Origin of the sequence: Kordia sp. (assembly GCF_965224175.1) — a bacterium.
Classification (GTDB): Bacteria; Bacteroidota; Bacteroidia; order Flavobacteriales; family Flavobacteriaceae; genus Kordia.
Map to the genome: position 1 here is coordinate 4194210 of NZ_OZ245041.1, position 25713 is coordinate 4219922.

The following is a 25713-nucleotide window of genomic DNA, read 5'->3' on the forward strand; positions in this document are numbered from 1 at the left end:
AAACCTTTTTTGTTTTCGCGAAACTTCAATCTCGCTAAAATTTAAAACGTCATCATGAACTTATATCTGTCTTCTGAAATAATAATATTTAGTTGTACATTTATATCATAAACTAAAGAAAAATACTTGTGAATCTACAACAAGAATTCAATAAAACTTCAGGATTTAAAAACTTAGAATTGCTTGCAAAACAAGTGGTTGAAGGATTTATTTCAGGAATGCATAAAAGTCCATTTCACGGTTTTTCAGCCGAATTTGCAGAACATAAAATCTATAATCAAGGAGAAAGCACCAAGCATATTGATTGGAAATTATTTGCCAAAACAGACAAATTATACACCAAAAAATATGAAGAAGAAACCAACTTACGCTGTCATATCATCATCGATAATTCTTCCTCAATGCATTATCCAGAAGTGGATGCGCCTTCCGTTGAAAATCTCAATAAAATAGGTTTTTCAGTATTGGCTACTGCTTCCTTGATGAATATTCTAAAAAAACAACGCGATGCCATTGGTTTAAGTGTTTATTCTGATGATTATGATTTTTACGCACCAGAAAAAGGAAGTGAACGTCATCATCAATTATTGTTGAATGCACTTGATAAAACAGTCACTACAAAGCGCGTTAACAAAAAAACAGATACATATACCTATCTACATCAAATTGCGGAGAAAATACACCGTAGAAGCCTTATTTTCCTTTTTACGGACATGTTTCAGGATGGAGTGGAAGATGAAAAGTTGTTTGAAGCATTACAACACTTAAAATACAACAAGCACGAAGTAATTTTATTTCATGTTTTTGATTCCGAAAAAGAATTAAATTTTGATTTTGACAACAAACCAAAACGATTTATTGATGTAGAATCTGGAGAACACATCGATATTTACGCAGATACAGTTCAAGAAAATTATAAAAAAGCAGTTTCAGATTATTTTTTACGATTAAAAATGAAATGTGCGCAATATCAAATCAAGTATGTTGCTGCAGATGTCAATGAAAATTTCGAAAAAATTTTACTTACGTATTTAGTTGAAAGACAAAAGTTTGCATAATAAGCTCAAAAAAAAGTTCATTTTTTTTTCAAATATGTTTGTATAAATGGAATTGTGGTGTATATTTGCATCCGCAATCAAGCAACGGTTTGGTAGTTCAGCTGGTTAGAATACATGCCTGTCACGCATGGGGTCGCGGGTTCGAATCCCGTCCAGACCGCTAAAATTGCAAAAAGCTTCTCCCTCGAAGAGAAGCTTTTTTTGGCAAAATGATTTAGTTGTGTTGTTTAAGGTAAATCATTGATTTACCTTGGTTTAGTAGTTAAACCAATGAAAAGCTTTCCTTTTTTCTTTCAAAGAAGATTGGGATGCTTTTTTATTTTGGAACAATCTCAAACTGTATTTTCTTTCTTTTTTTGTTGAATTCTTGCCTTATCGAAGCAAATTTTCTTGATCTATTTAATTTTTATTAAATAAATACATGAATTTTACGTTTAGAAAAATGTGATACAGCTACGAATTTCTTTTTTTCTTTTTCTTTTCGCTTCTATGCTACATGCACAGAAACAAATCACTCCTGCAAAACTTTTTCAACCAAATGATTTTCATTGGAATGAAACTAGTTTCAAAGGTCCGATACAAAAAGCTACAACTAGAAATTATGGATATACGTTTAATAAAGCAGATTCTACCTATACTGAATATACAGCTTCCAATCATGAGAAAGATGTATTTATAGATAATGATCAAATAGAAGAGTTTGATAAAAAAGGACGTGTAGTAAAGTTTTTTTACTTAGAACAAGATGGCACAACTTTTCTAGAAGAAGAGAACATGTATAACAGAAAAGGTCTTTATCATAACACAAAACGAGATGAAGTAAGAAAAAAAGTCAATGGAAAATCTGTAACAAAGATTCATGAAATCCACGAATCAAGAATGTATACAATTTACGGAAGTCTGAAAGAAGTTTGGGTAAAATCCTCTTTTCAAGATGACTATTTTATCAAGGAAAGATATTTCTACTCAGACGCTAATGTACTTTTAAAAAAGGAATTATATAACAGTAATGTACGTACGGAATATTATCTGACTTGTAAAGGTAGTTCTGTTGATACTGATTATGTCTATTTGTATGCGTATGATGACCAAAATAGATTAACTGAAAAAAAAATATATGCTTATGAATATAATTTTGATGAGGACTATTACAAAGTTGTCAACTATAGAAATTTTTCAGATTATACTTTACATACTGTAATTAACTATGAATACAACAACAAAAATCTCATTGTAAAAGAAGTGAGAAAAAATTTGGGGGGATATTTAATAGGAGTAGTCAATACAATTACAAGAAAGTACGATCATAAAGATCGATTAATTGAAGACATGGCAACTTATACAGCAGGTCATGGAAATGGTCATATGTACGAGTACTATGAAGAAAATGGTGAATTAGTCAGAGTTGTTGGAATCTATACGAGTAAAAAAAATGGTGTAAAAAATCTGCTTAAAAGAATTAATTATATCACTGGGAAAGTAGATGATCATTTTGTTAGGTATGATTATTCTAATGGAAATCTTGTTGAAATTGAGAAATACAATCTGTATGGAGATCAAATAGCAAGCAAAAACATAAGAGATTATGAAAGTCATGAATTTGTGTACACATATGATATGTATGGCAATTGGACATCACGAATTTTACTCGAAAAAGGAATTAAAAAAGAAAAAATAGTACGTGAATTAGAATACTTCGAAGAATAATTCTATCAAAAAATCACACTTTTATATTCCCAAAAATCACTGACAAAAAAGCCAAAATAAATAACGGCGACAATAAACTTTAAGAGTGTAGAAAATAAAAAGCCTAAAAACGATCCAAAGGCAGCTTTAAAAGCACTTGATGCATCTTTGTTAGCAAATGCTAATTCACCAACCAAAGCTCCTAAAAATGGCCCAATAATGATTCCAAAAGGTCCTAAGAAAAACAATCCGAAAAATAAACCAATTGTAGTTCCATAAATTCCGTATTTGCTACCGCCATATCGCTTTGTTCCCAAAGCAGGAATAATATAATCCAATATAAAAACTAAAACAGCTATAGCGAGTGTAATGCCTAAAAATGTCCAATCGTTCGGAATGGCTTCCGTAAGATAGAGAAGTAGAAGTCCAAACCAGCTTGTAATTGGTCCAGGTAAAACAGGCAAAAAACTCCCAATAATCCCAAGAATCATCAGTAAAAAGCCAATTACAGTAAAGAAAATATCCATGTATTATTTTTTTAGTAAGACGTATTTGACTAAAAAATGTTACAAATTTTTAACTAACAAATTAGTTTAAACTAAAATTTTAGTTATATTTGTTTTATTGAACTAAGGATTTAGTTGAAAAATACAATTCAAAATATGAAGCAATTAACGAAGGCAGAAGAAGAAATTATGCAAATTCTATGGAAACTAGAAAAGGCAAATGTAAAAACCATTATTGAAAACTTTGCAGGTTCCAAGCCTGCATATAATACGGTTTCTACGATTGTACGAATTTTAGAAAGTAAAGGATTTGTTGGTTATGAGAAAGTGGGAAAAGGACATGTTTATTTTCCGCTATTAGCACAATCAGAATACAGTAATCAGTCTATTTCAAAATTGGTGAATGGTTATTTTCAAGGATCTTTTAAAAGTATGGTGTCGTTTTTTATGCAAAAAAATGAAATCAGTACTTCTGAATTAGAAGATATTCTCAAAGAAATTGAAAAAAATAAAAAGAAATCATGATTGCGTATTTTATCAAAGTTGTAGCATTTCAGTTGCTGTTTCTAGTGGCTTACGATCTATTTCTGAAAAAGGAAACATTCTTTAATTGGAATAGAATATATCTCATCTGTTCTTCATTAATTTCATTTGCACTGCCATTTATTAAACTTGAAAGTTTTCAAAATGCTGTACCACAAGAATATGTTATTCTATTGCCAGAAATTGTGCTAACACCAGAAGTTGCAGTAGCGCCAATTGAACCCGTTTGGAATTGGTTTCTGATCATTGGAATTACAGTAAGTAGTATTTTGTTTATTTATAAAATTTCAGAATTATTACGTTTACGTTTCAAAGGACGCTTTGTGAAACGAACTAATTACACAGTGATTCTAATTCCTAAAAGTACAGTGGCATTTTCAATTTTTAGATATGTGTTTATAGGAGATGATATTCACGAATCTAAACTAGAAGATATTCTTTTGCATGAATTGGTGCATGTACGCGAAAAACATTCACTAGACTTGCTGTATTTTGAGCTTTTGCGCATCTTATGTTGGTTCAATCCATTAGTATACATCTATCAAAAACGAATATCAGAATTACACGAATACATTGCCGATGCAGCAATCGTACAAGACAAAAATAAATCCGATTATTATGAAAAATTGTTGGCTGAAGTCTTTCAAACACAACAGTTTTCGTTTACCAATCAATTTTTTAAACACTCACTAATTAAAAAACGAATCATTATGTTAACGAAACAAAAATCTCGAGAAATTTTAAAGCTAAAATATTTAGTATTAGTTCCAGTACTCATCTTATCATTATTGTACACTTCTTGCGAAGAAACTACAATTGCAGATACCGAAGACAACACAGAAACTGTTGATAAAGAGGAAAAAACAGCATTGTTGAAAGATTTATTACGGGAATTAAACAAGCTAAATGCTACCTTAGAGGGAAATCAAATTTTATCTGAAGAACAGTATAAAGAGCAAAGCGAAACTTTGGAAAAAATTGCCGCATTAATAAGTGAGCAAGACGAAGAGTTTGCAGTAAATTTTAGCAAAGCAAAATCATATGAAGAGTATGTGAAAGCTCGTAAACTTGGCATAGCTGAAAAAAGCGACTACACCAAAGTAGAACAAGAAGCTGTCGCGTTTAGTGTAATTGATCAAGCGCCTGTTTTTCCGGGATGTGAAAATGAAGGAACTCAAAAAGAGATAAAAAAATGTTCATCTCAAAATGTAGCAAGACATGTCAATATGGAGTTTGACACAAAATTAGCAGAAGGACTTGGTTTAACAGGTGTAAATAAGATTTTTGCACAATTTGTTATTGATGAGAATGGTGACATTGCAGGAGTGAATGCAAGAGCGCCGCATCCAGCATTAAAAACAGAAACAGAACGTGTAATTCGAACATTGCCAAAATTCTCTCCAGGAATGAAAGATGGTAAAGCGGTAAGTGTAAAATATGTATTGCCAATCGTATTTAAAATACAGGAATAAGCATACATGAAAATAATAATAAATCTCTGCATCTTTTTTATAATAATAACTAAAGTCGAAGCGCAAACTTCGACTTTAGCAATTGCAGATAGTTTGTATCAATTTGGAAACTACTCCAAAGCAATAAAAATCTATCAAGAACAAAAACCGAATGCATATACAAACGTACAAATAGCAAAAGCTTACAAAGCCTTAGGAAATAGTAAAAAGGCGATAAAAAGTTACGAAAAGGTCTTAAAACTAGATGCAGAAAACGTATTGGTGCTATATGATTACGGTAGATTATTATTTACAGCGGGAAAACTCGATAAATCATTAGTTATTTTTGAAAAGCTAAAATTAAAAGATACGCTCAATCCTAATTTTCACTATCAAGTTGGATTGGTAAAAGAAGCCTTACAGCAAGAAGACTTTATATCAGCATACGAAACCGCTTTTGCATTAGATGGGCAACATCAAAAAAGTATTTACAAGCTCATCAAGCATGCTATAGAGGCTAAAGACTTTGAAAAAGCAAAAAACATCATTACTGTTGGTTTAACCAATAACGAAAGTGATGCAAAAATAATAGGTTACAATGCGCAATTATTCTATGCGCAAAAAGAATTTGGAAAAGCCTTGTTATGGTTTCAAAGACTTATACATTTAAACAAAGCAACCAGATATGTATATGAAAAAGCAGCATTTTCAGCATATCGTATTCGACAAATTGAAAAATCGATTGCATATTATGAAGAAGCTTTAAAACGAGATCGCGGAAATTATTTTTACCATTCGCAATTGGCAAAACTATACTATCAAGATGAAGTTCCTGAAAAAGCAGAACATCATGCATCGCAAGCTATAGTTGGAAAAATGACAGATCCTTCAGGAGATTATTATATATTGGGAATGGTTCATTTTGATCGAAAAGAATTTCGAAAAGCCATGAAGTTATTAAATATGGCTTTAGAGGAAAATCCAGATTATGAATTAGCGCAATTACGACTGGCACAAGTTGCAGATAATTACTATTCTGATCTTGGAGCAAAATTAAAAATGTACGAGCGTTTCATAGAAAAATTCCCAAAAGCGAAACTCGAAATGCGGAAAATTGCCAATGTGCGAATTCGTCAACTTAAAGAGGAAATTCACTTAAAATCAGAATAACAGCAGCAAAAATTACGGCAAAATGTCTAAAAGTTGTATTTTTCATGATATTTGTATTGATGAAACGACTCTGGACATATTGCCTTTTGCTTTTTGTGTGTGTTTCTTGTGACTTTATAAATGGTACTGTTGTAAAAGAAGAAACCATTGTAGCACAAGAAAAACAGAGTATTGATTTGGATACAGTTGATGAATTTCCTTCGTTTGCAACCTGCGATCAATTGGAAAAAGAAGCACAGAAAATATGTTTCTTTGAAACGCTAACTAATCAAATTCACGAACGTTTGTCACAAAATAATTTGGTCGTTGTTAAAACCATTCACGATACCATTCAGGTTGAACTGCAAATAGATTCCTTAGGATTCATCAAAGCTTCTGAAATTAAAAAACAAGAATTTACAACTTCGCAGCTACCAACTTTAGACAGTTTGATTCGTGAAAGTATCAATAGTTTGCCAAAAGCATCTCCAGCCAACAAAAGAGGTATTCCAGTAGCGACAAAATTTGTATTACCAATTATTTTAAATGTAGAAGAATAGTTTCTGTCAAGACAAATTCATAAAAAGCACAAAAACTAAAATCGAATTGCTAATTTCTTCAGCAATCGTAAAACTTCAACATACAACCAAATAATAGTAACTAATAATCCCCAAGTGGCAAACCACTCATAAGACTTCTTTACTTTTCCGATGCGATGATCTATATAATCGAAATCAAGTAATAAACTTAATGAAGCAAAAATAGCAACGACAATATTAAAAATGATCGCAAACCAAGAAGTATCCCAAAGAAAAGAGATTCTAATACCAAAAAAACTTAAAATAAAAGACGTGAGATAAATTACGAAAATTACTGTGGTAGCAGTAATAATAACACTCTTTAGTTTCTGTGTTACAATAATAATTTTTGAAAGATATAAAAGTAACATGACTAAAAACGTAGCAATTGTAACAATCACAGCTTGAAATGGTAAATACGGAATACTTTTATGAACATATGCGCTAAATCCGCCAACAAACAAACCTTTTGCAATAGCATATAAAATGGTAAGCGGAATTACCCATTCACGTTTGTAAGAGAGTAAAATACTGCATATAATAGCAGCTATAATTCCACCAGTAGTGAACCATTTAATATGTACACCATCAAAATACAATTTCCAAATAACTGAGGCGGATAGACAAACAATCATCAAACAAAAAATTGTTTTTAAGACAACACCGCGAAGTGTCATTTTTCCCTGCGTTCGTTTTGATTCAGGATTATTCCAGAAATAATCAGTAAACGCAGGATTGGAAGTTGATAATCCGAATAAACTCATGTGTCGATTTTTGTTAAAAATAATAAAAAAATGGACTTTACAATTTTAGATCGATAAAATATTTGTAAATTTACACATTGCATTAGGTAAAATTACTAAAACATGGAAGCATTAACGCTAACGAGCTACATCGATAATCGAAACGATTCGCCGCAAAACAAACTAAAAATTATTCACGCCACTAGAAATGGCGTTACAAGATCACAACTCAAAAAATTTAGTATGCGTGTTGCTTTACCGCTTACAAAAATATCTGAAATTGTTCCTGCTTCCTATTCAACACTTTCAAAAAAAGCGAGTTACGACAAAGAAGTAAGCGAGCGTTTGTTTGAAATAGCCGAAGTGTATTCAAAAGGTTTTGAAGTGTTTGGTGATGAAAAAAAATTCACAAGATGGCTGAACAAAAAAAGTAAAGTTTTGGGCGGACAAACGCCTTTTTCCCTATTAGATACAAGCTATGGTGTTAAATTAGTTATTGACGAAATTAGACGTATTGACTACGGAATTTTTGCTTAATGATTGTATATAGAATAGACAGAGCCAAACGAAAAAATAATTTACTTTCCGGAATTGGCGCAGAAAAAATTGGCGGTCGCTGGAACGAAATAGGAACACGCGCCGTATATACTTCTCAACACATCTCACTTGCCTATTTAGAAGTTGTGATGCACTTAGACATCACAGAAGATCTTCCAAATGATCGTATTTTAGTACATATCAATATACCTGATGAGGTACATGTACACGAAATTAAAAAATTACCAAAAAACTGGAATACTTTTCCTTACAACAGTAAAACACAAGAAATATTTACCAAATTCGTAGCAGAAAATAACTATGCAGTCTTAAAAGTTCCTTCTGCTATTGTTAGAGACGAATTTAACTATATTCTCAATCCAATACATATTGATTTTCATAAGATTCAAGTTGTGAAAATTCAAAAATTTGCTTTCGATTCACGTTTATATCACGAAACATAAACACACTTCATTGCAATTCTTGATATTATTTTTTAAAACTCCTATTTTTCCATGTATAGCTGGAAAATAAGGATCGGAAGAAAATAAAAATAGTGAAGAATGGATATAAAACTGCACTACATAATACGTGTAATAGTTTAAATGTTTGTTGTGTAAATCGTAAAGTTTGAAAGAGTAAAATACTATCAATTCCTATTTTCGAAACGATGAACAACAGAATAAATTCCCAAGATAAACCAACAAAAAGAAATATTGGAGATACACAAAAAGTGAGATTTATTAAAACAACTAAAACACCAATCAATTTTCCTGTCAAAATATTGTAGTTAGCACTTTTGGATGCCCATCGGACGCGTTGGGAAATCAATTCTTTATGAGTTGCAACAGCAACAGTCGTAATGATGGCTTCTTTTGATTTTAAGTAGGTTATTTTTTTTGGCCATTTTTGAATAAATTTTTCAAGTAAAAAAACATCATCACCACTTGCAATAGTATCATTTCCTGCAAATCCTTGAACCGCTAAAAAAGCTTTTTTCTTATACGAAAGATTAGCGCCATTACACATAAAAGGAATTTCTAATCCAAAACTTCCGATCGTTGTACCTTGCAGACTTAAAAAATCAAGCAATTGAAAATAACTAAAAAAAGAAGTTTCTTCTTTGTAAGTTACTGGTGCAACAATCATGTTGGGACGTTTTAAAATAATTTCTTGATTGAATAGTTGTAGCCATTTTGGAGGTACTATACAATCGGCATCAGTTGTTACAATCCAATCGCTATCTAATTGTGTAATTGCAGTTCTGATGGCATCTTTTTTTGGCGAATTGGAAACGCGTTTATTTTTTAAAACTCTGATGTTGATAGATGGATGTTTCTTGCTGAATTTTTCTATGATTTCGCAAGAATCATCTTCGGAAGCGTCATCTACAAAGTAAAACGAAACCTTTGTTGTCGGATATTCCAAGCTTTTTATAGAAGCTAACAAATTTGGTAAATGCAAAGACTCATTCCGAAAAGGAACAATTACTGAAAATGCTGTTTCGTGTGTTAATTCTTGCTGTTTAATGTTTGGTAGCTTCCAAAATCCGTAGCTCAAACTTAAAATAAGCAATCCATATGCTGCTAAAATGCCAAAAACAATTCCTATGATCATACAGCAGTTGATTTGTCTTCAGTAGTAGAAGTGTTAAAACTCAATACAAAATAACTTCCAAGAATACTTGGAAATACAAAATTCAGAATCCACATTAATAATACGACAGAAAGAATGCTTAATTCGGGAACATGCAAATATCCAAAAAGCCATACGGCAACACTTCCTTTTACAACAACATCAAAAATAAACAACATCGGAATCACAGAAGTAATTAAATACATTGCAGTTATGGCACTCATAGTAATTCCGTAAGAAGTATTTAGACCAAAAACTAGCAACAAAAAGTAAAATTGATGAGAGAAGATCAAATAGCGAATCACGGAAAAACTAATATTCTTTAGATGAATACTAAACCCCACTTTTTTTATAAAACTCTTCAAGCGTTCCCAAGAAAAACCTTTGATTTGAAATCGCTTTTGTTTGCTTCCCAAGAGAAAAATTCCACCAAAAAACACTACTAAAAAAATCATGCGCGTAATCTTCCGCCAAGGCAATTCAATACTAAATTCATAGACAAAAAAAGAAAAACCAATCAGTCCAAAAACGACAGTAGCAAGCAATTGTGCGCTATTTCCTAGAAAATTCAATCCAAGAATCCGTTTTCGTTGTGCTTTTGGGAAATACAATGCCTTTGCGCCATATTCGCCAATTCTATTAGGAGTAAACAAAGAAGCAGTCAAACTTCCTAAAGTATGTGTAGTACTTTGCCAAAATGTAATTGTTTTTATATGATTTACGAGTGTTTTCCATTTCACAATTTCCAAAAACCAATTCAAAAAAGTAGAAAAAACTAATATGAAAATTGTAATCGAGTGGAATAATTTTGAAGTTTTTACTTGTGATAAAAATGTATTGAAGTCCAATTGTGCATTGTGCATCAACTTGTTATAAATAAAATAGGTGGCGCCAATAACTATTGCTATTTTTATAGTGAACGTAATTAATTGCTTCTTTTTTAAAGATGGGAGAATTGGCATGCTGCAAAATAAAGCATTTCGCCAAATATATATAGATAAGCTACTGCTTTTACGTATTTTTAGGGCATAAATCATGAAAAGAAGGTATTAATTACGAATAACTTGTAACTACGGTTTTACAGTAATTTTAATAGAAGAAAACGGTTGAAAACAGAGAAAATCATATTAGGAATTGATCCAGGAACTACCATAATGGGTTTTGGATTGATAAAAGTAGTAGGTAAAAAAATGCAGTTTTTACAACTTAATGAATTGCAACTTCAAAAATACAGCGATCATTATATAAAGCTAAAACTCATTTTTGAACGAACTATAGAGCTTATCGATACCTATCATCCAGACGAAATTGCTATTGAAGCACCGTTTTTTGGTAAAAACGTTCAATCCATGTTAAAACTAGGTCGTGCACAAGGCGTTGCGATGGCGGCAGGTTTATCTCGTGAAGTCCCAATCACAGAATATGCGCCTAAAAAAATAAAAATGGCAATTACAGGAAATGGAAATGCCAGTAAGGAGCAAGTCGCAAAAATGCTTCAAAGCTTATTAGGAATCAAAACTTTACCCAAAAATTTAGATGCTACCGATGGATTAGCAGCTGCTGTATGTCACTTTTACAATGCTGGTAGAGTAGAAGTTGGAAAAAGCTATTCAGGTTGGGCAAGTTTTGTAAAACAGAATGAAAAACGAATCAAGAAATAGTTAGCAATACATAAATATTAAAACGTATCCTTGTAAAAACTTACGATATAATTATAACTGAAAACACGTACACGTATGTTATCATCTCTATATGTTAAATATCTTGTGTAGTTTTGGAGTCTCATTATTTATAACATCTTTTCAAAGTTAATGGCTGGAATTTATATACACATCCCATTTTGTAAGCAAGCATGTCATTATTGCGATTTTCATTTTTCAACATCATTGGCTAAAAAAGATCGCGTATTAGATGCTTTGTGTAAAGAATTGCAATTGCGAAAAGATGAATTTGCAAATACAACTATTGAAACCATATATTTTGGAGGTGGAACACCAAGTTTATTAACGTTGTATGAAATACAGGAAATACTAACTGTAATCTCTGCAAATTATTCCGTTGTAAACAATCCTGAAATTACGCTTGAAGCAAATCCTGATGATTTAACGGATGAAAAAATCAAAGAATTAGCAAAATCAAGGATCAATCGATTAAGTATTGGAGTTCAGTCGTTTTATGATGAACATTTATCATTAATGAACAGAGCGCACAACAGCACAGAAGCCAAAAAATGCTTGGAAACTGCGACTAAGTATTTTGATAATATTACAATCGACTTGATTTACGGTGTGCCAAATATGACCATGGAGCAATGGAAAACAAATTTAGAAACTGTTTTTAACTTAGGTATCAATCATATATCAAGTTATGCACTTACTGTAGAACCGAAAACAGCACTAGAAAAATTCATCCGACAAGGAAAGTATCCAACTATTTCTGAAGAAGCATCATTGGCACATTTTAACGAGTTAGTTTCAGCAACTGAAAAGCACGGTTTTGTGCATTATGAAATTTCTAACTTTGGAAAACCAAATTACTTTTCCAAGCACAATACATCTTACTGGAAAGGAGCAAAATATATCGGAGTTGGACCAAGTGCACATTCTTTCAACACCAAGAGTAGAAGCTGGAATGTTTCAAACAATATACTTTACACAAAAAGTATAGAAGAAAATAAACTTCCGCTTACCATTGAAGAACTTTCTATTGACGATCAGTATAACGAATATATAATGACAAGTTTGCGAACCATTTGGGGAATTTCTATGCATTACATCAAAGACAATTTCGGCGAAAGCTATTTACAACATACACAGAAAATTGCTGAAAATCATCTACAAGAATATACGATTCAGCAAGACGCAAATACTATAAAAACTACGCAGAAAGGAAAATTTTTATGTGATGGAATTGCAGCAGATTTCTTCAAAGTATAGTTCAAAAAAGAATTTAAAAACAATTTCTGTATTTCAGCCCGAACTTTGATAAATCAATTTGTATTTTTACACTATGATTTGCACCATACAACGTAAGACGACAAAATATCAAATAGATTTATCAAAACCATTGGACATTTCCATTCCACTGCGAGCTTCCAAAGACAATGTAAATGCTTGGTATTTGGAAGAGCCACAAATTTCTCCTGTTCGTTCAGATGATTGGGTTGGAAGTATAAAAGAAGGTGGTGATGTTAACTTTAACAACATTTATTTTAATCCGCATTCACACGGAACACATACAGAATGTGTTGGTCATATCACAGAAGAAGTACATTCTATCAATCAGCATTTGACACAATTTTTCTTTTATGCAGAATTGATTACGGTAGTTCCTGAAAAAAAAGGAGATGATTATGTAATTTCTAAAAAACAATTACAACATATCATTGGTAATAAAAAACGTGAAGCTATTGTTGTACGCACATTACCGAATTTTAATGAAAAGAAAAACAAGCAATATTCACATACAAATCCTCCATATTTAGAAGAAGATGCAGCAATATATCTTCGAGATAAAGGAATACAACATTTGCTAATAGATTTACCGAGTATTGATAAGGAAAAAGATGGTGGAGAATTGCGAGCGCATAATGCTTTTTGGAATACTACTGGAGAAATTCGTATGAATGCTACTATTACGGAGTTTATTTATGTCGCAAATAATATTGAAGATGGAACTTATTTTGTAAACATTCAAATTGCACCTTTTGAAAATGATGCAACTCCAAGCAAACCAATCTTGTATAAAGTACAAAAGTAATTACTTGCCGCGCAGATTTTTTTGAATCTCTTTGCTGATTTGATCTAAGGTTGGAAAAGACTCTAATTTGTCACTAAAATCTTTGAGTTGTTCTTGGACGATACGCTTGATTTTGTTCTCTAAAATTTCATCAATTGATTTTCCATAATCGGGAAGAGGTTCGCCAGAATTTTTAATATCTAAAATCATATCTCCTTGTCCCTTAATAAGCCAAACTGGATTTAATTCAGGATAGGTATCGAGAATTCTCTCCAAAACATCACTTCCTATAGAAGCATTAGATTTCGATTGCTTACTTGTGTAGCCATTGCCTACTTTTATTGACATATCAAACGCACGCATGCTCATATTTTTATGTTTGATGAATTCAATTATCCTGTCGATTATTTTCATTTTGTATAGAAATTAAGTTATGAAAATTTTAATTTTCATAGAAAATAGTTTTAATGTAAAATAAAACGTCACTTAAACTGACAGTAAATCAGCACAAAAGTAGCAACTCGTAAATATACATAATTTTCTTATATGTGTAGCGTTTTTTCTGAAAAGACAGGAATTGTATGCCGTTGATTCTCAATATTAATGAAAATCAATTGATTTTATAGAAATAAAAGTAGTTTTTGAAGTTGTTAAAAATGAATTTATTCACCTTTTAAGTTTTTCTGAATTTCTTTACTGATTTCAGTTAATGTTGGAAAGTTTTCGATTTTGTCACTAAATGCTTTTAACTGACGTGCTACAATGCGTTCAATTTTATGTTCCAACAATTCATCAAAAGAATTTCCGTAATCAGGTGTTGGTTCTTCTACTTTTTCCAAATCAATGATCATGTCGCCACGTCCTGTTAATAACCACAACGGACTTAACTCTGGATAGGTGTCGATTATTCTCTCTAACACGTCGCTGCCGACAGAAGCACCAGATTTTGATTGCTTGCTAGTATAGCCATTTCCTACGCCTATTGAGATATCAAACGCGCGCATGCTCAAATTTTTGTGCTTTATGAAGAGGATTATTCTGTCGATTATTTTCATTATTTATTGAAATTATTCTACATAAAATTTCTTTATATAGAAAATAGTTTGTAATATTATACTGTCAGTTCTATAACATGTGCCATAAAATCGACACAAATATAACAATTTAGTAATTATATAAACTTAATAATACGTATGATACGCAAGGAGCAACGTAAAAAACTTAAAGAAGTTTTAGGATATCACTACACAGAAGGCGTTCTGAAAATCTTAAAAGAAAAGAAGATAACAAGTAGAAATGGTAAGCCTTACGGCTCTTCTATGATAAGAAATGTGTTTAATGGGCTTAATGAAAATGAAGAGATAGAAAATGCAATCATAGAATTATTTATACGTACACAAGAAGATATAAAAGAAACTGTCGAAGAAAGGAATCGTATATTAGGAATAACGTAAGTTCTTTTTGTCATATTTTACTGTAAAACTATGTCCAAAAGTATCAATTGTTAAAATTAATGTACTTTTACAGACATCAGGAATGATTCTTGTAAATGTCAATATATGGATATAGTTTTAGCAGTATTAATAGGTGGAGTTGTCGCATACTTTGTGTATGATTTTATCGGAAAAAAACAATCAGAAAAAAGAACAATTCGCCAATCACACTTATTACTTGACAAGATTAAAAGTGTATGTAAATTGACAACTGTAGAAGGTGATTTTAGTGAAATTTATCATTATGAAGACAAATCTGCTCATTTTCTACGAATGATTTCCAGTAAAAAACGAGCACTTATTGTTATAAAAGCTAAAGCCAGTGTAGGATATGATTTGAAAAAACTACGTTTGGAAGCTAACAAAGACAAAAAAGAAGTCCGTATCATTCACTTTCCACAACCAGAAATTTTGACAGTAGAAACCGATTTTACATATTACGATAAAAAAGATGGTTTATTGAATAAATTTGGCGCTGAAGATTTAACCAAATTAAACAAAGAAGCCAAGCAACACATTATTGACAAAGTACCGCAAAGTGGTTTGTTAGAATCCGCTCGAAAGGAAGCTTTAGATGCAATTCTAGTGATTAAGAAAATTGTAGAAACAATTGGTTGGGAACTAGATTACTCAGAAATCACACTTCCAGAAGATGATATTACATATTTAAAAAATGATTAGTTAGCATACTTGTTTTGAAGTTTCTAAAAATGAAAGCGTTGAGGTAATTGTTTTATTATCTACTAAGTTAGTAGGTATTTCTGCCTTTAAAACGGTATTTCATCGATATTTTATACTTATTTAAAGAATTCATAACCTACTTTTTAGCATTCTTGGCGTATATTTGCAACAACCTAATAATAACAATAAAATGTCACTAATTGATAAAGTAGTTTATTATCTAAATGATGTTCTTGTAAGTCTAGATATTGCGCCAGTTCAAAAAGTTGGTACAAAACATAAAAGCAAGGAAAAAGGGATGCGTAATAAATCTGATATTAACGCTTAATTCCTCATTATTATATCATGTGCTAATGTATATGACAAGTTTTTTTTATCTTGTTTTCAAATTGAGTATATGAATATCGAATTGCTGCGAGAATACTGTATCTCCAAACCAGCTGTTACAGAAGAATTTCCCTTTGATCAAGATACTTTGGTATTTAAAGTATTAGGAAAAATGTTTGCTTTAACTTCTTTAAAAAAATGGGAAGAAGGAATTCCTTCAGTAAATTTGAAGTGTGATCCTGAAAAAGCTGAAGAATTACGTGAAACTTACGAGAGTATCAAACCAGGATTTCACATGAGTAAAAAACATTGGAATACAATTGAATTATATCATGGTGAACTTTCAAATACATTCATTCAACAATTGATAGATGATTCATATCACTTGGTTATTAAGGGAATGACTAAAAAACAAAAAGCTGAATTGGAAAACTATCAGTAATCATGTTGGAAATTTAATCAAAAGAGTATTCAAAAATTATTCTGCTAGTACACAACGTGTTTATAATTCTATATATTTAGTGACGCATTACTATAAAATGGCTTAATCCTACAAAAAAGCATGGTTTTTAAGAAACCATTAATCTATAATAAAAGGTCATTCAACCTAGTTAAAATTCTGTTTAATCGAAAGAAGCGCGGAATCTCACATATAATAGGGAAATTTACAAATTAATTAGATATACTATAAGTTAACCATATGATGGAAAATCTTTCGTTTTTATTTATCGAAGATGACGAGATTGAAGTATTGAAATTCAAAAAATCCTTAAAAAAATTAGGATTTACGCATCGAATACTTGAAGCTAAGAATGGCGAGGAAGCACTGAACATCTTGCAAAAGAAAGAAGAGCTACCTAATGTCATTCTATTGGATTTGAATATGCCAAAAATGAACGGACTCGAATTTTTGAAAGAACTCAAAGAAGATCCACATTTGCGTTACATTCCAGCGATTATAGTTACAACTTCCAACAATCACCAAGACATGTTAGAAAGTTACAAGTTAGGAATTGCAGGTTACATCATAAAACCACTTCGTTACGAACATTACATTCAGAAAATTCAACGTGTTGTTGATTATTGGATGGTCAATGAAGTAATTAATTTCTAAAAACTTCTAGTTAAACCTTTTTCTTTCTTACACTAAACAAAGCTTCAAAAGTGCAATTCATCGGTTAATTTTGTTTATTTACCGAAAATTATAGAGAATTTAGTATATTCCAAGCGCAAAACCCGAAGAAATCATATTTGCGTTCAATGAAAGATAAGATTCAAGCCCTAGAACTAGCACTTCAGAACGAAAAAAAAGCACGCGAAAAAGCAGAAGAACTACTCCTAAGTCGTACTAGCGAATTATTGGAGTTAAGTGAAGCGCTAAAAGCGAAAGAGACTGAGTACAAAGTTTTCTTTGAAAACATACTCGACTCTTATATTGTCATGGATACCATGGGCAATGTTATCAAAATGAATGAAGCTGCTGTAAAGCTTTTTGGGTATGATATCAAGAACGAAGATTTTAATGTCGTTAATATTATCTACAGAGACGACTTCGAATATGCAATGAATTCTTTTGCAAAGTTGATAGAAGATGGTTCTTTTCAAAATTACGAAGCAAGAGTTTATACAAAAAACAAAGAAGTAAAATGGGTTCAGATAAACGCTAGCCTAATTTACAATGAAGAAGGAGTCATTATAGCTGCGCAAGGTATTGTGCGAGATATTACTATTGCCAAAGAAAATGAATTTGATTTTGAAGAACAAAGGGAACAATTAGAAGCTATTGTAGACAACTCTACCTTTGGAATTGTATTGGCACAAGATCGAAAAATCATCAAAACAAATAATGCATTTCAAAAGATAATGCAGTACAGTGAAGAAGAACTACTAGGAATTCCTGTTGAAGACCTTTCTTTTGAAGAAGCACATCAAGAATCGAGAAGATTGTACAATAAAATGGTTGAAGGTGATGTAAATCATTACAGTTTAAAAGAACGTTACAGAAAAAAGGACGGAACTTCATTTCAATCAAAAACAAGTGTGACAGGAGTTCGTGATCATACTGGAAAAATAAAATATCAATTAGCCTTTATAGAAGATGTTTCTGTGAAATATAAAAGACGTTTAATGTTAAATACTTTAAACAATTTGACACGTTCTTTTATTGGAAAACTAACTATTCATGATATTGCTTGGGAAATAGCAAATGTAACAGCTCACGATTTAGAATTTGAAGATTGTGTCGTGTATTTGGTGAACAAAAAAGAAAATATCTTAGAACAAATTGCAGGTTATGGAGCAACAGTAGATGAAAACAAAGAAATCATTGATAAGTTGTACATACCGTTTGGGAAAGGTATTGTTGGAGATGTAGCCATGACTGGAAAAGCAGAATTGATTCATGATACCACACAAGATCCTCGCTATGTAGTAGATGATAAACAACGTTTTTCTGAAATAACAGTACCTATTATAATAGAAGGCGAAGTAGTAGGAGTTATCGATTCTGAAAATTCTGCAAAAAACTTTTTTACCAAAGAACATTTACGTCTCTTAAAAAATGTGGCGAATCTAGTATCTATTCAGTTAACAAATGCAGTCAACTTAGAACGTAGAATAGAAGCAGAAAGTCAAAACAAAGAACTCTTAGAAAATTTAAAACGTAGTAATAAAGAATTGCGTGATTTTGCTCATATAGTTTCACACGATTTAAAATCACCATTACGAAGCATCAATGCATTAATTTCTTGGTTTCAGGAAGACTATGAAGATGTATTGGATGAAGATGCTATTGAAACATTTGACAAGCTAAATAATAAATTAGAACAAATGGACGCGCTTATTGATGGTATTTTACGCTATTCAAGTGTAAATGATAAAAATATCATTACAGTTCAGGAAGTAAGTGTACACGAAATATTGACCGAAATTCAAACCATTTTATACATTCCTGAACACATAAAATTTATCTTTCCAGAGAACCTTCCTAAAATAAATGCTGATAAAACCCGAATCAAACAATTATTCCAAAATTTAATTAGCAATGCAATCAATTATATAGACAAAGAAGAAGGGAAAGTAGAGGTGAAGTTCAAAGAACTAAAGCACTATTGGAAATTTTCAATTTCAGATAATGGTGTTGGAATTTCAGAAGCATATCACGATAAAATCTTTAAAATTTTTCAAACATTAGGCAAAAAAGGAAAGTCAACTGGAATAGGTTTGTCTATTGTGAAGAAAATTATTGAACTCTACAAAGGTGAAATTTATTTAGAATCTGAAGAAGGAAAAGGAACAACATTCTTCTTTAAACTCAAAAAATAACATGCAGTTAGATACTCCAAACTTATCCTACATCAAAGAACTTGCTGACGGTGATGCCGATTTTGAAGCAAGCTTAATCGCGATCTTAAAAAAAGAGCTTCCAAAGGAAAAAGAAGCCTTTATTGAAAGCATACGCGAAAAAAACTATAAAAATTCGGCAGAGCATGTGCATAAAATTAAACATAAAATTAGTATTTTGGGACTTGAAAAAAGTTATGACTTTGCAATTGCCTTTGAAGAAGAATTAAAAAATGACGATCCCAAACGTTATGATACATTTCTTAGTATTTTGCAAAACATGGAAGAATTTTTAACGACAATTTAAGCCTACCTACTCATGAAGTGTATAATTGTAGACGATGAAGCAGCAGCGAGAGCAATCACAAAACAGTTGTGTAAAAAGATTGAAACACTTACTATTGCAGAAGAATTTGAAAATGCTATTGATGCCATAAAGTATTTAAACAGCAATAGTGTTGATCTTATCTTTTTAGATATTCACATGCCAACATTTTCTGGATTTGATTTTATTCAAACACTAAAAAATCCACCGTTAATCATTCTAACAACTTCAGATAGAAATTTTGCACTAGATGCTTTTGAGTATGATTGTGTCATTGATTATCTAGTAAAACCAATAACTCCAGAACGTTTTGCTAAAGCTGTAGATCGTATCAAAGATAGAGGAGTAGCAACCAAACAAGAAGAAGAAACTACTACAAATCCTGAAGAGACAAGTACTGTTGGAAATGATTTATACGTTAATATTGATCGTCGTTTGGTGAAAATTAATGTGCCAGATATTTGCGTGATTGAAGCAAAAGGAGATTATATTAAAATAAAAGCTGAAGATAAAAACTACGTAGTACATTCTACTCTCAAAAAAATAGAAGAAAAACTTCCAAATCATTTATTTTTGAAAGTACACAGATCTTATATTATCAACACAACTAAAATTGTAGATATTGAAGATAACAGTGTCTTAATAAAACAAGATGTAATTCCGGTAAGTAGAGCAAATCGAAAAGAGTTGATGCAACGCTTAAATTTACTTTAAGTTTATAACATTCATCGAAACTTCTATAGCATTTCATCTAACCTATAGAACATTTAACATCAGTAATACAGGTTTTTAAATAGAAAATTCTTATTTTTTGGTCCCTTAAAACTCAAATTATATACAATTGGCTATGAGATGGACAGGAAATAAAAGGTTCAAAGAAGTCATTACCGAAGATGGTTATCACCTAAAAGCTGAGTACATTCATGAAAGCAAATATTGGTGGATTGTCTACAAAAATGGAGAAGTTCTTTACCGCGCTGTTACCGAAAGTGAATTTGCAAGCAGTCTTCAAATCGCACAAGCAAAAGCGCAGCAAAGAATGATTAAACATATAAAAAGTCTAACGACTTAAAATTGTTTTTTCTGTAAATTATAAAATGCGTCTGCTTGTAATTGCATCAGTTCGCGTGCCTTCTTACGCTTGTAATTATAAGCTTCTTCCTCTTCTGCAATATCTGAATACACTTTGTTATTTAGTCCTGTATCAGTTTTCAATAATGTTTTACGCTGATGTACTTTTTGTTCTACCCAAGTTTTAACAGCGTTCTCTGCATCTTGTAATTTTAAATCATATTCACCTTTTGAAGTAAATAACTTCGCAAAAATAGGTGACGTTTCTATGGCTAGAAATAACAGAAATATAAAAAATGAAGGCAGCCAAGGCAATTCGCCAAGTGCATTTACACGCGCCATTAAGCCATCAAAACCATCAATAACAGGTTGTGTAGTAGCTTCTTGTTCTTTTTGTTTGGTAATCAAATCGGCAATAGCTAGTTCTTTAGCTTTTACTTTCTCAGCATTTTCGGTGCGCAGTGCTTGTAACTCTTGTAAGGAAGCATCATGTTTCTCTCGCTTCTCCTTATACACAGGTCCTTTTCCTATCAGTTCAGTTCCTTTGCGTCCTTCTGCTTCTGCAATATACGTTTCGTACAAATCATTTACTTCACTTTCTTTGGTTGTCACTTCGCTTTTTAAAAGAGCAATATCTTGTGTGATTTGTTCAATTTCGGGTGTGTACTGTTGTGCAATTTGATCTTTGTTGGCAAGCGTTAACTCGTTTTTTTGTTCTAACAATACTTGATTGATTTCCTTTTCAAAAATTTTCAATTCTAAAGGTTTCGAAATTACAATTGCAATAATAACTGCTAAAATAATTCGTGGTGTTGCTTGAAGAAATTCCGCAAACTTATCATCTCTCTTGCGAAGTGTAGAAACAATAAAACGATCTAAATTGAAAATTAATAATCCCCAAATAAGTCCAAATCCAATAGCAGTATATGGATTGTCAAAAACAGTATATAATGCGTAACCGCTTGCAATAAAAGCCATTAAAGCTGTGAAAAAAACGGTAGCACCGATACCAGCATATTTTGTTTGTTCGCCATCGCTGCAGTCGCGTATAAGATTGAGGTCTACGCCCGAGCAGACGAGAAAGAATCGTTTTAACATAAGATGATTTTTTGAATGATGATACTATAAGAACGCAAAATTTGCGAAAATGTTACAAAAAAAGCGGCTTATTTTATGTTTATAAGCCGCTTTTACGATATTGTAAGAATTAATTATTTTTTCACTTTAGAAAGTGCTGATTGAAACTTTTTATCGGTTTCGTCCATTTTCTCTCCAAATCGATTGTAGACAGTAGTTTTTTTCTCTTCAATGATATAATAATATTTTTCTCCTTGTGTTGTAATCGTACCTATATTTTTTTCTTTATCTAAAAAGTACTTAACATCTTTCCATTCAGATGATTTCTCAGTAGCTCCTAGCTTTTTCTTAGTAGGTTTTGGTGGTGGCGGAATGAGTTTTCCTTTTTCATCAACCAATTGATGTTTATTATTATAAATAAACTTCTGACCGTTTTTTATATAATAATAATGTTTTTTTCCATTAATCATCATCGTTTCTGCTTTGCGACCTACAATGGCTTTTCGCTTTGATTTTGTTGGTGTCTCCGCTACTTCGATTAATATTGGAGTTTTATCTTTTTTTGATGTTTCTCGTACCTTAGGCATATACTTTTTAGCAACTTTTTCTCCTTTCTTTGTTGTTTTTACCTTCTTTGGTGCTGGAACTTTTGTTTCCTTAACTTTAATCTTCTTTGGAGCTGGTGGCGGTGGTGGAGGCGGAGGAAGTGGTTTCCCTTTTTTGTCTACCATCTGACTCTTTTCATTGAAAATGAATTTTCTGCCATTTTTCACAACATAATAATACTTCTTACCATCAATCATCATCGTTTCCAACTTTTGGTCTCTTACGATTCTGTGCATAATATCTACAGCATTATCCCCTTTTTTAATGACTCCAGGAATATACTTTCCCTCAACTACCTTTTTTTTCTTAGCAGCTGGTGGCGGAGGTGGTAATCGTATTTCTTCTTTAGAATTGGAAACACGTGTAGTAATATCATAAATCTTATTGTTTTTTAAGATAGCGATGGTTTTTGAAACAAATTCCTTTGAAACAGCAGCATCATAAACTATGGAAGCTGTTTTTGATCTTTTATGTGAAATTTTACTAAGTTCAGATTTAACAGACTTATCTAAGTTATTCATTTTAAAAACATAATCGCCATTTAATAAAAATTGTTTGTTTTTATTGATGAACAATTCGATATCTTTTGGCCTTTTCTGTATTACCTTGTCAGATGGCAATTCCATTTCGTTAGGACCATTTTTCTCATTCACATAATGAACAGGCAATTGGTTCGCTTTTGCAAGTTCATGACGAACATTTTTTGCAGTTTCTTCTTTAGATACAGTACCTACTTTTTTCTTTCCTAAGTGCTTTGCGTTTTTATGACCTTTAAAATGTAAAACAGCATTTTTGCTCAACGGACTGGCTAAATCAGTTTTCAAACTTTTAAAACCAGCTTCAGTATACAAATGCATTTGATATGGCTGTGGAAAACGTTTACTTCTAGCATTTTTATATACAAAGCTTCCGTTATAATGTATGATGCTGTAGTTAGAGATTTCATCATTATTAACTACTTTGTCATCTATCCAAATAGCAAATTGTTTTTTATTTTTCCAATCATTTAAAAGTGTAGATGTTGGGCGTTTTGCAATTGGCTTTTTTGGAGGTGGTATTAACAGTGCTTTTTCCTCTTTAGTGAGTTGTGCATATGTTTTCTTTACCTTATTTCCTTGTTCGTCTTCAAAGATGAATGTTGCATTCTTGTAATATGTTTCTTTAGGATCTTGTGTTTTTTCAGAGACCTTTTCGGTTGCTGGAATATCTATAATTTCAGCAGTCATTTCTTGGGCAATTACTTTTGTGCTAAACAAAAATAATGCGCCTATAAAAATTGGAATCGTGAGTGTGGCAACTAGCCAAGTACGTGCACGAGATGTATGTTTTGTCATCATTTGTAATCTTTTTTTAGTTACAGAAAAATTCAAATTACTGGCCAAATGTAAATTATGATTCCAGTGTGCATTTTCAAGTAATAAATGTTGGTATGCTGGAATTTGAATATTTGATTTTAATACAGCATCATCTGCTAAAAATTCATGATTGAGCTGTATGGCCTTTTTGTAATAAATAAGTATTGGATTGAACCAGAATAGAATCTGAATCAATTCAATTAAAATAATATCTAGCGTATGTTTTTGCGTTACATGCGCGAGTTCATGCGTGTATAATTCTTCCGCTATGTTTTGAGTATCATACGATTCTTTTTCAAGAAAAACATAATGTAAAAACGTATGCGGTAATACATTTTCTTTCAATAAAACTAACGATGCTTTTTTATAGAATACTTTTACATTTTTTGTGATTTTATAAAAAATGTGATAAATATTCTTCATAAAACGAAGACTGAATACAAATAATCCTAAACTGTAAAAAACTGCCAAAGCATAAAACCACATTGGAACTGTATTTTCTATAGTTGTTTCTGATTGCATTGCCTCAGAAGCATTCATGTTTTCAAAATTCAATAAGTCTGGATTTTGAGTAACAGGAACTTCTACAATGGTTTCAAATGTGATAAAAGGTACAAGCAATGAAAAACACAATCCAAAGAGTAAATAATATCTATTGAATATGTACATGCGTTCACGCTCCAATAATACTTTATATACTAAAAGTACTAGCGCTAAGCATAATCCTGATTTTAGAAGATAAAGTATCATTTGTTGTTGTCTTTTATTTGTTGATCGATGATTTTACGCAATTCCTTTAATTCGTCATCTGATAAATTGGTCTCTTTTGTAAAGAAAGATGCAAATTGAGATGCTGAATCGTTGAAAAAGTTCTTAATCAATCCGTTTAAATGATTCGAAAAATAATCTGCTTTTTGAATCAACGGAAAGTATTCTCTCGATTTCCCAAAGGTTTTATAAGCAACATAGCCTTTATCGGTCATGCGCTTTAATAAAGTAGCAATAGTCGTTGTTGCAGGTTTTGGATCATTGTACTGTTCCAAAATATCTTTCATAAATGCTTTTTCAAGCTTCCATAAATGCTGCATCAATTGTTCTTCAGTTTTCGATAGTTTCATTCTTTTCGTATTTAATAATTTATGAATACGTATTGCATTCGTGAATTATTAGTTGTGCGGATTGTAAAGTGAAATTTGCAACAGCTCGTTTCGGTCGACATCAAAACGATTTGTATACATATTACACATCAATCCATGTAATATTACTCTACAAATGTAGAATTAAAATTTATATTCTACAAGTGTAGAGGTTAAATATTTTATTTGTTTTTACAGAATATGCTCGTATAATTTTCGCTTTCGTGGGAAGTATCGCGTTAAGGATTGAGGTATTGTTGAAGCTCCTTATAGAGAGCGACTACTGAAAGCTTTACCTCTCACTTCTTTAAAACAAATATATGAAAATGGCTGTAATATCAATATTCGTGTGTGTTTTCCTTATTTTGAAAACACAAATTTTATGTATAATTTTAATGACATTTTACAAAACGAATACGTTATCGAATACAGTTTGAAAGGAAAGAAAGATTATTCAGAGCCGAAAATTTATGATGCAGCAGGAGATTTAAACAAACGTTGGTACGTTTATTATTCCTATCGTGATCCCAAAACTAACAAGTTAAAAAGGCAGCCACCAATCTACAAAGGTGCAAATCGATTTAAAACTAAAGCAGAACGTTATGAGATACTCATGGCGTATAAACAAGCCTTGAAGAAATTACTTTCTAAAGGGTAGAGTCCTTATGAAAACTTT

General features: G+C 31.5%; 29 protein-coding genes and 1 tRNA gene. 21 read left to right on the forward strand and 9 right to left on the reverse strand.

What is annotated here, in order from left to right:
* Positions 1-128 precede the first annotated feature (128 nt).
* The 3 genes from ACOQOS_RS18130 (at position 129) to ACOQOS_RS18140 (ending at position 2765) form a co-directional block, all read left to right on the forward strand.
* Positions 129-1058 carry a DUF58 domain-containing protein gene (locus ACOQOS_RS18130; protein ID WP_420571885.1) on the forward strand — a complete coding sequence of 310 codons (930 nt, stop codon included), beginning with the start codon at positions 129-131 and terminating at the stop codon, positions 1056-1058.
* 86 nt (positions 1059-1144) lie between these two features.
* Positions 1145-1218 (forward strand) — tRNA-Asp (locus ACOQOS_RS18135).
* A 329-nt stretch (positions 1219-1547) separates the two neighbouring features.
* Positions 1548-2765 (forward strand): hypothetical protein, encoded by a 1218-nt coding sequence (locus tag ACOQOS_RS18140; protein WP_420571886.1) that lies wholly within the window; start codon positions 1548-1550, stop codon positions 2763-2765.
* 5 nt (positions 2766-2770) lie between these two features.
* Here the strand turns inward: ACOQOS_RS18140 and ACOQOS_RS18145 are convergent, their stop codons facing one another.
* Complete coding sequence (locus tag ACOQOS_RS18145; protein ID WP_420571887.1) at positions 2771-3271, reverse strand: DUF456 domain-containing protein; 501 nt, start codon at positions 3269-3271, stop codon at positions 2771-2773.
* Positions 3272-3406: 135 nt separating this feature from the next.
* Between ACOQOS_RS18145 and ACOQOS_RS18150 the strand changes: the two genes are divergently transcribed.
* From ACOQOS_RS18150 to ACOQOS_RS18165, 4 genes are read left to right on the forward strand one after another with little or no spacing between them, the layout of a single operon-like run.
* Positions 3407-3775 carry a BlaI/MecI/CopY family transcriptional regulator gene (locus ACOQOS_RS18150; RefSeq protein ID WP_420571888.1) on the forward strand — a complete coding sequence of 123 codons (369 nt, stop codon included), beginning with the start codon at positions 3407-3409 and terminating at the stop codon, positions 3773-3775.
* Positions 3772-5265 carry a M56 family metallopeptidase gene (locus ACOQOS_RS18155; protein WP_420571889.1) on the forward strand — a complete coding sequence of 498 codons (1494 nt, stop codon included), beginning with the start codon at positions 3772-3774 and terminating at the stop codon, positions 5263-5265. Before ACOQOS_RS18150 ends, ACOQOS_RS18155 begins: the two co-directional genes overlap by 4 nt.
* Positions 5266-5271: 6 nt before the next feature.
* Positions 5272-6414 carry a tetratricopeptide repeat protein gene (locus ACOQOS_RS18160; protein WP_420571890.1) on the forward strand — a complete coding sequence of 381 codons (1143 nt, stop codon included), beginning with the start codon at positions 5272-5274 and terminating at the stop codon, positions 6412-6414.
* Positions 6415-6458: 44 nt separating this feature from the next.
* Positions 6459-6953 carry a hypothetical protein gene (locus ACOQOS_RS18165; protein ID WP_420571891.1) on the forward strand — a complete coding sequence of 165 codons (495 nt, stop codon included), beginning with the start codon at positions 6459-6461 and terminating at the stop codon, positions 6951-6953.
* Positions 6954-6988: 35 nt separating this feature from the next.
* Here ACOQOS_RS18165 and ACOQOS_RS18170 read toward each other — a convergent pair whose 3' ends face one another.
* Positions 6989-7735, reverse strand: coding sequence for a Bax inhibitor-1/YccA family membrane protein (locus ACOQOS_RS18170; protein WP_420571892.1), 747 nt, complete (start codon positions 7733-7735; stop codon positions 6989-6991).
* A 102-nt stretch (positions 7736-7837) separates the two neighbouring features.
* On the opposite strand from ACOQOS_RS18170, the gene parS reads away from it, so the two are divergent.
* Together parS and ACOQOS_RS18180 are read left to right on the forward strand one after the other, a co-directional pair.
* Positions 7838-8251, forward strand: coding sequence for a type II toxin-antitoxin system Xre/ParS family antitoxin (gene parS, locus ACOQOS_RS18175; protein ID WP_420571893.1), 414 nt, complete (start codon positions 7838-7840; stop codon positions 8249-8251).
* The gene (locus ACOQOS_RS18180) at positions 8251-8715 is read left to right on the forward strand and encodes an RES family NAD+ phosphorylase (protein ID WP_420571894.1); all 465 of its coding nucleotides are present in this window, start codon (positions 8251-8253) and stop codon (positions 8713-8715) included. Before parS ends, ACOQOS_RS18180 begins: the two co-directional genes overlap by 1 nt.
* Before the next feature lie 25 nt (positions 8716-8740).
* Here the strand turns inward: ACOQOS_RS18180 and ACOQOS_RS18185 are convergent, their stop codons facing one another.
* Together ACOQOS_RS18185 and ACOQOS_RS18190 are read right to left on the reverse strand one after the other, a co-directional pair.
* On the reverse strand, positions 8741-9868 hold the full coding sequence (locus ACOQOS_RS18185; protein WP_420571895.1) for a glycosyltransferase family 2 protein: 1128 nt from the start codon (positions 9866-9868) through the stop codon (positions 8741-8743).
* The gene (locus tag ACOQOS_RS18190; protein ID WP_420571896.1) at positions 9865-10923 is read right to left on the reverse strand and encodes a lysylphosphatidylglycerol synthase domain-containing protein; all 1059 of its coding nucleotides are present in this window, start codon (positions 10921-10923) and stop codon (positions 9865-9867) included. The genes ACOQOS_RS18185 and ACOQOS_RS18190 overlap by 4 nt, the downstream gene beginning before the upstream one ends.
* Positions 10924-10992: 69 nt before the next feature.
* Between ACOQOS_RS18190 and ruvC the strand changes: the two genes are divergently transcribed.
* The 3 genes from ruvC to ACOQOS_RS18205 all read left to right on the forward strand — a co-directional run bounded on the left by ruvC (position 10993) and on the right by ACOQOS_RS18205 (position 13645).
* Positions 10993-11547 (forward strand): crossover junction endodeoxyribonuclease RuvC, encoded by a 555-nt coding sequence (gene ruvC, locus ACOQOS_RS18195; protein ID WP_420571897.1) that lies wholly within the window; start codon positions 10993-10995, stop codon positions 11545-11547.
* Positions 11548-11697: 150 nt separating this feature from the next.
* Positions 11698-12822, forward strand: a complete 1125-nt coding sequence (gene hemW, locus ACOQOS_RS18200; RefSeq protein WP_420571898.1) for a radical SAM family heme chaperone HemW — start codon at positions 11698-11700, stop codon at positions 12820-12822.
* A gap of 73 nt (positions 12823-12895) precedes the next feature.
* Entirely contained in the window at positions 12896-13645 is a 750-nt protein-coding gene (locus tag ACOQOS_RS18205) for a cyclase family protein (protein ID WP_420571899.1), read from the forward strand.
* On the opposite strand, the gene ACOQOS_RS18210 is transcribed toward ACOQOS_RS18205, so the two are convergent.
* Both ACOQOS_RS18210 and ACOQOS_RS18215 read right to left on the reverse strand, forming a co-directional pair.
* A complete protein-coding gene (locus tag ACOQOS_RS18210) occupies positions 13646-14038 on the reverse strand; it encodes a hypothetical protein (RefSeq protein ID WP_420571900.1) in 393 nt (130 codons plus the stop codon).
* A gap of 248 nt (positions 14039-14286) precedes the next feature.
* On the reverse strand, positions 14287-14628 hold the full coding sequence (locus ACOQOS_RS18215) for a hypothetical protein (protein ID WP_420571901.1): 342 nt from the start codon (positions 14626-14628) through the stop codon (positions 14287-14289).
* Between the two features lie 189 nt (positions 14629-14817).
* On the opposite strand from ACOQOS_RS18215, the gene ACOQOS_RS18220 reads away from it, so the two are divergent.
* From ACOQOS_RS18220 to ACOQOS_RS18255, 8 genes are all read left to right on the forward strand, one after another.
* Complete coding sequence (locus tag ACOQOS_RS18220; RefSeq protein WP_420571902.1) at positions 14818-15078, forward strand: hypothetical protein; 261 nt, start codon at positions 14818-14820, stop codon at positions 15076-15078.
* Between the two features lie 105 nt (positions 15079-15183).
* Positions 15184-15798: a DUF4230 domain-containing protein gene (locus ACOQOS_RS18225; RefSeq protein WP_420571903.1), complete on the forward strand. Its 615-nt coding sequence runs from the start codon at positions 15184-15186 to the stop codon at positions 15796-15798.
* A gap of 397 nt (positions 15799-16195) precedes the next feature.
* Positions 16196-16567, forward strand: a complete 372-nt coding sequence (locus ACOQOS_RS18230) for an MmcQ/YjbR family DNA-binding protein (RefSeq protein WP_420571904.1) — start codon at positions 16196-16198, stop codon at positions 16565-16567.
* A 261-nt stretch (positions 16568-16828) separates the two neighbouring features.
* Positions 16829-17239 (forward strand): response regulator, encoded by a 411-nt coding sequence (locus tag ACOQOS_RS18235; protein ID WP_420575164.1) that lies wholly within the window; start codon positions 16829-16831, stop codon positions 17237-17239.
* A gap of 146 nt (positions 17240-17385) precedes the next feature.
* Positions 17386-19449, forward strand: a complete 2064-nt coding sequence (locus tag ACOQOS_RS18240; RefSeq protein WP_420571905.1) for a PAS domain-containing sensor histidine kinase — start codon at positions 17386-17388, stop codon at positions 19447-19449.
* 1 nt (position 19450) lies between these two features.
* Positions 19451-19774 (forward strand): Hpt domain-containing protein, encoded by a 324-nt coding sequence (locus ACOQOS_RS18245; RefSeq protein WP_420571906.1) that lies wholly within the window; start codon positions 19451-19453, stop codon positions 19772-19774.
* A 12-nt stretch (positions 19775-19786) separates the two neighbouring features.
* The gene (locus tag ACOQOS_RS18250; RefSeq protein ID WP_420571907.1) at positions 19787-20506 is read left to right on the forward strand and encodes a LytR/AlgR family response regulator transcription factor; all 720 of its coding nucleotides are present in this window, start codon (positions 19787-19789) and stop codon (positions 20504-20506) included.
* 133 nt (positions 20507-20639) lie between these two features.
* Positions 20640-20864, forward strand: coding sequence for a hypothetical protein (locus ACOQOS_RS18255; RefSeq protein WP_420571908.1), 225 nt, complete (start codon positions 20640-20642; stop codon positions 20862-20864).
* On the opposite strand, the gene ACOQOS_RS18260 is transcribed toward ACOQOS_RS18255, so the two are convergent.
* From ACOQOS_RS18260 to ACOQOS_RS18270, 3 genes are all read right to left on the reverse strand, one after another.
* Entirely contained in the window at positions 20861-21961 is a 1101-nt protein-coding gene (locus tag ACOQOS_RS18260) for a DUF4407 domain-containing protein (RefSeq protein WP_420571909.1), read from the reverse strand. The two genes, ACOQOS_RS18255 and ACOQOS_RS18260, sit on opposite strands and share 4 nt — an antisense overlap.
* 113 nt (positions 21962-22074) lie before the next feature.
* Complete coding sequence (locus tag ACOQOS_RS18265) at positions 22075-24651, reverse strand: M56 family metallopeptidase (RefSeq protein WP_420571910.1); 2577 nt, start codon at positions 24649-24651, stop codon at positions 22075-22077.
* Positions 24648-25019 carry a BlaI/MecI/CopY family transcriptional regulator gene (locus tag ACOQOS_RS18270; RefSeq protein WP_420571911.1) on the reverse strand — a complete coding sequence of 124 codons (372 nt, stop codon included), beginning with the start codon at positions 25017-25019 and terminating at the stop codon, positions 24648-24650. The genes ACOQOS_RS18265 and ACOQOS_RS18270 overlap by 4 nt, the downstream gene beginning before the upstream one ends.
* Before the next feature lie 400 nt (positions 25020-25419).
* Here ACOQOS_RS18270 and ACOQOS_RS18275 point away from each other — a divergent pair, with 400 nt between their 5' ends.
* A complete protein-coding gene (locus ACOQOS_RS18275) occupies positions 25420-25695 on the forward strand; it encodes a hypothetical protein (RefSeq protein WP_420571912.1) in 276 nt (91 codons plus the stop codon).
* The last annotated feature ends 18 nt before the right edge of the window (positions 25696-25713 follow it).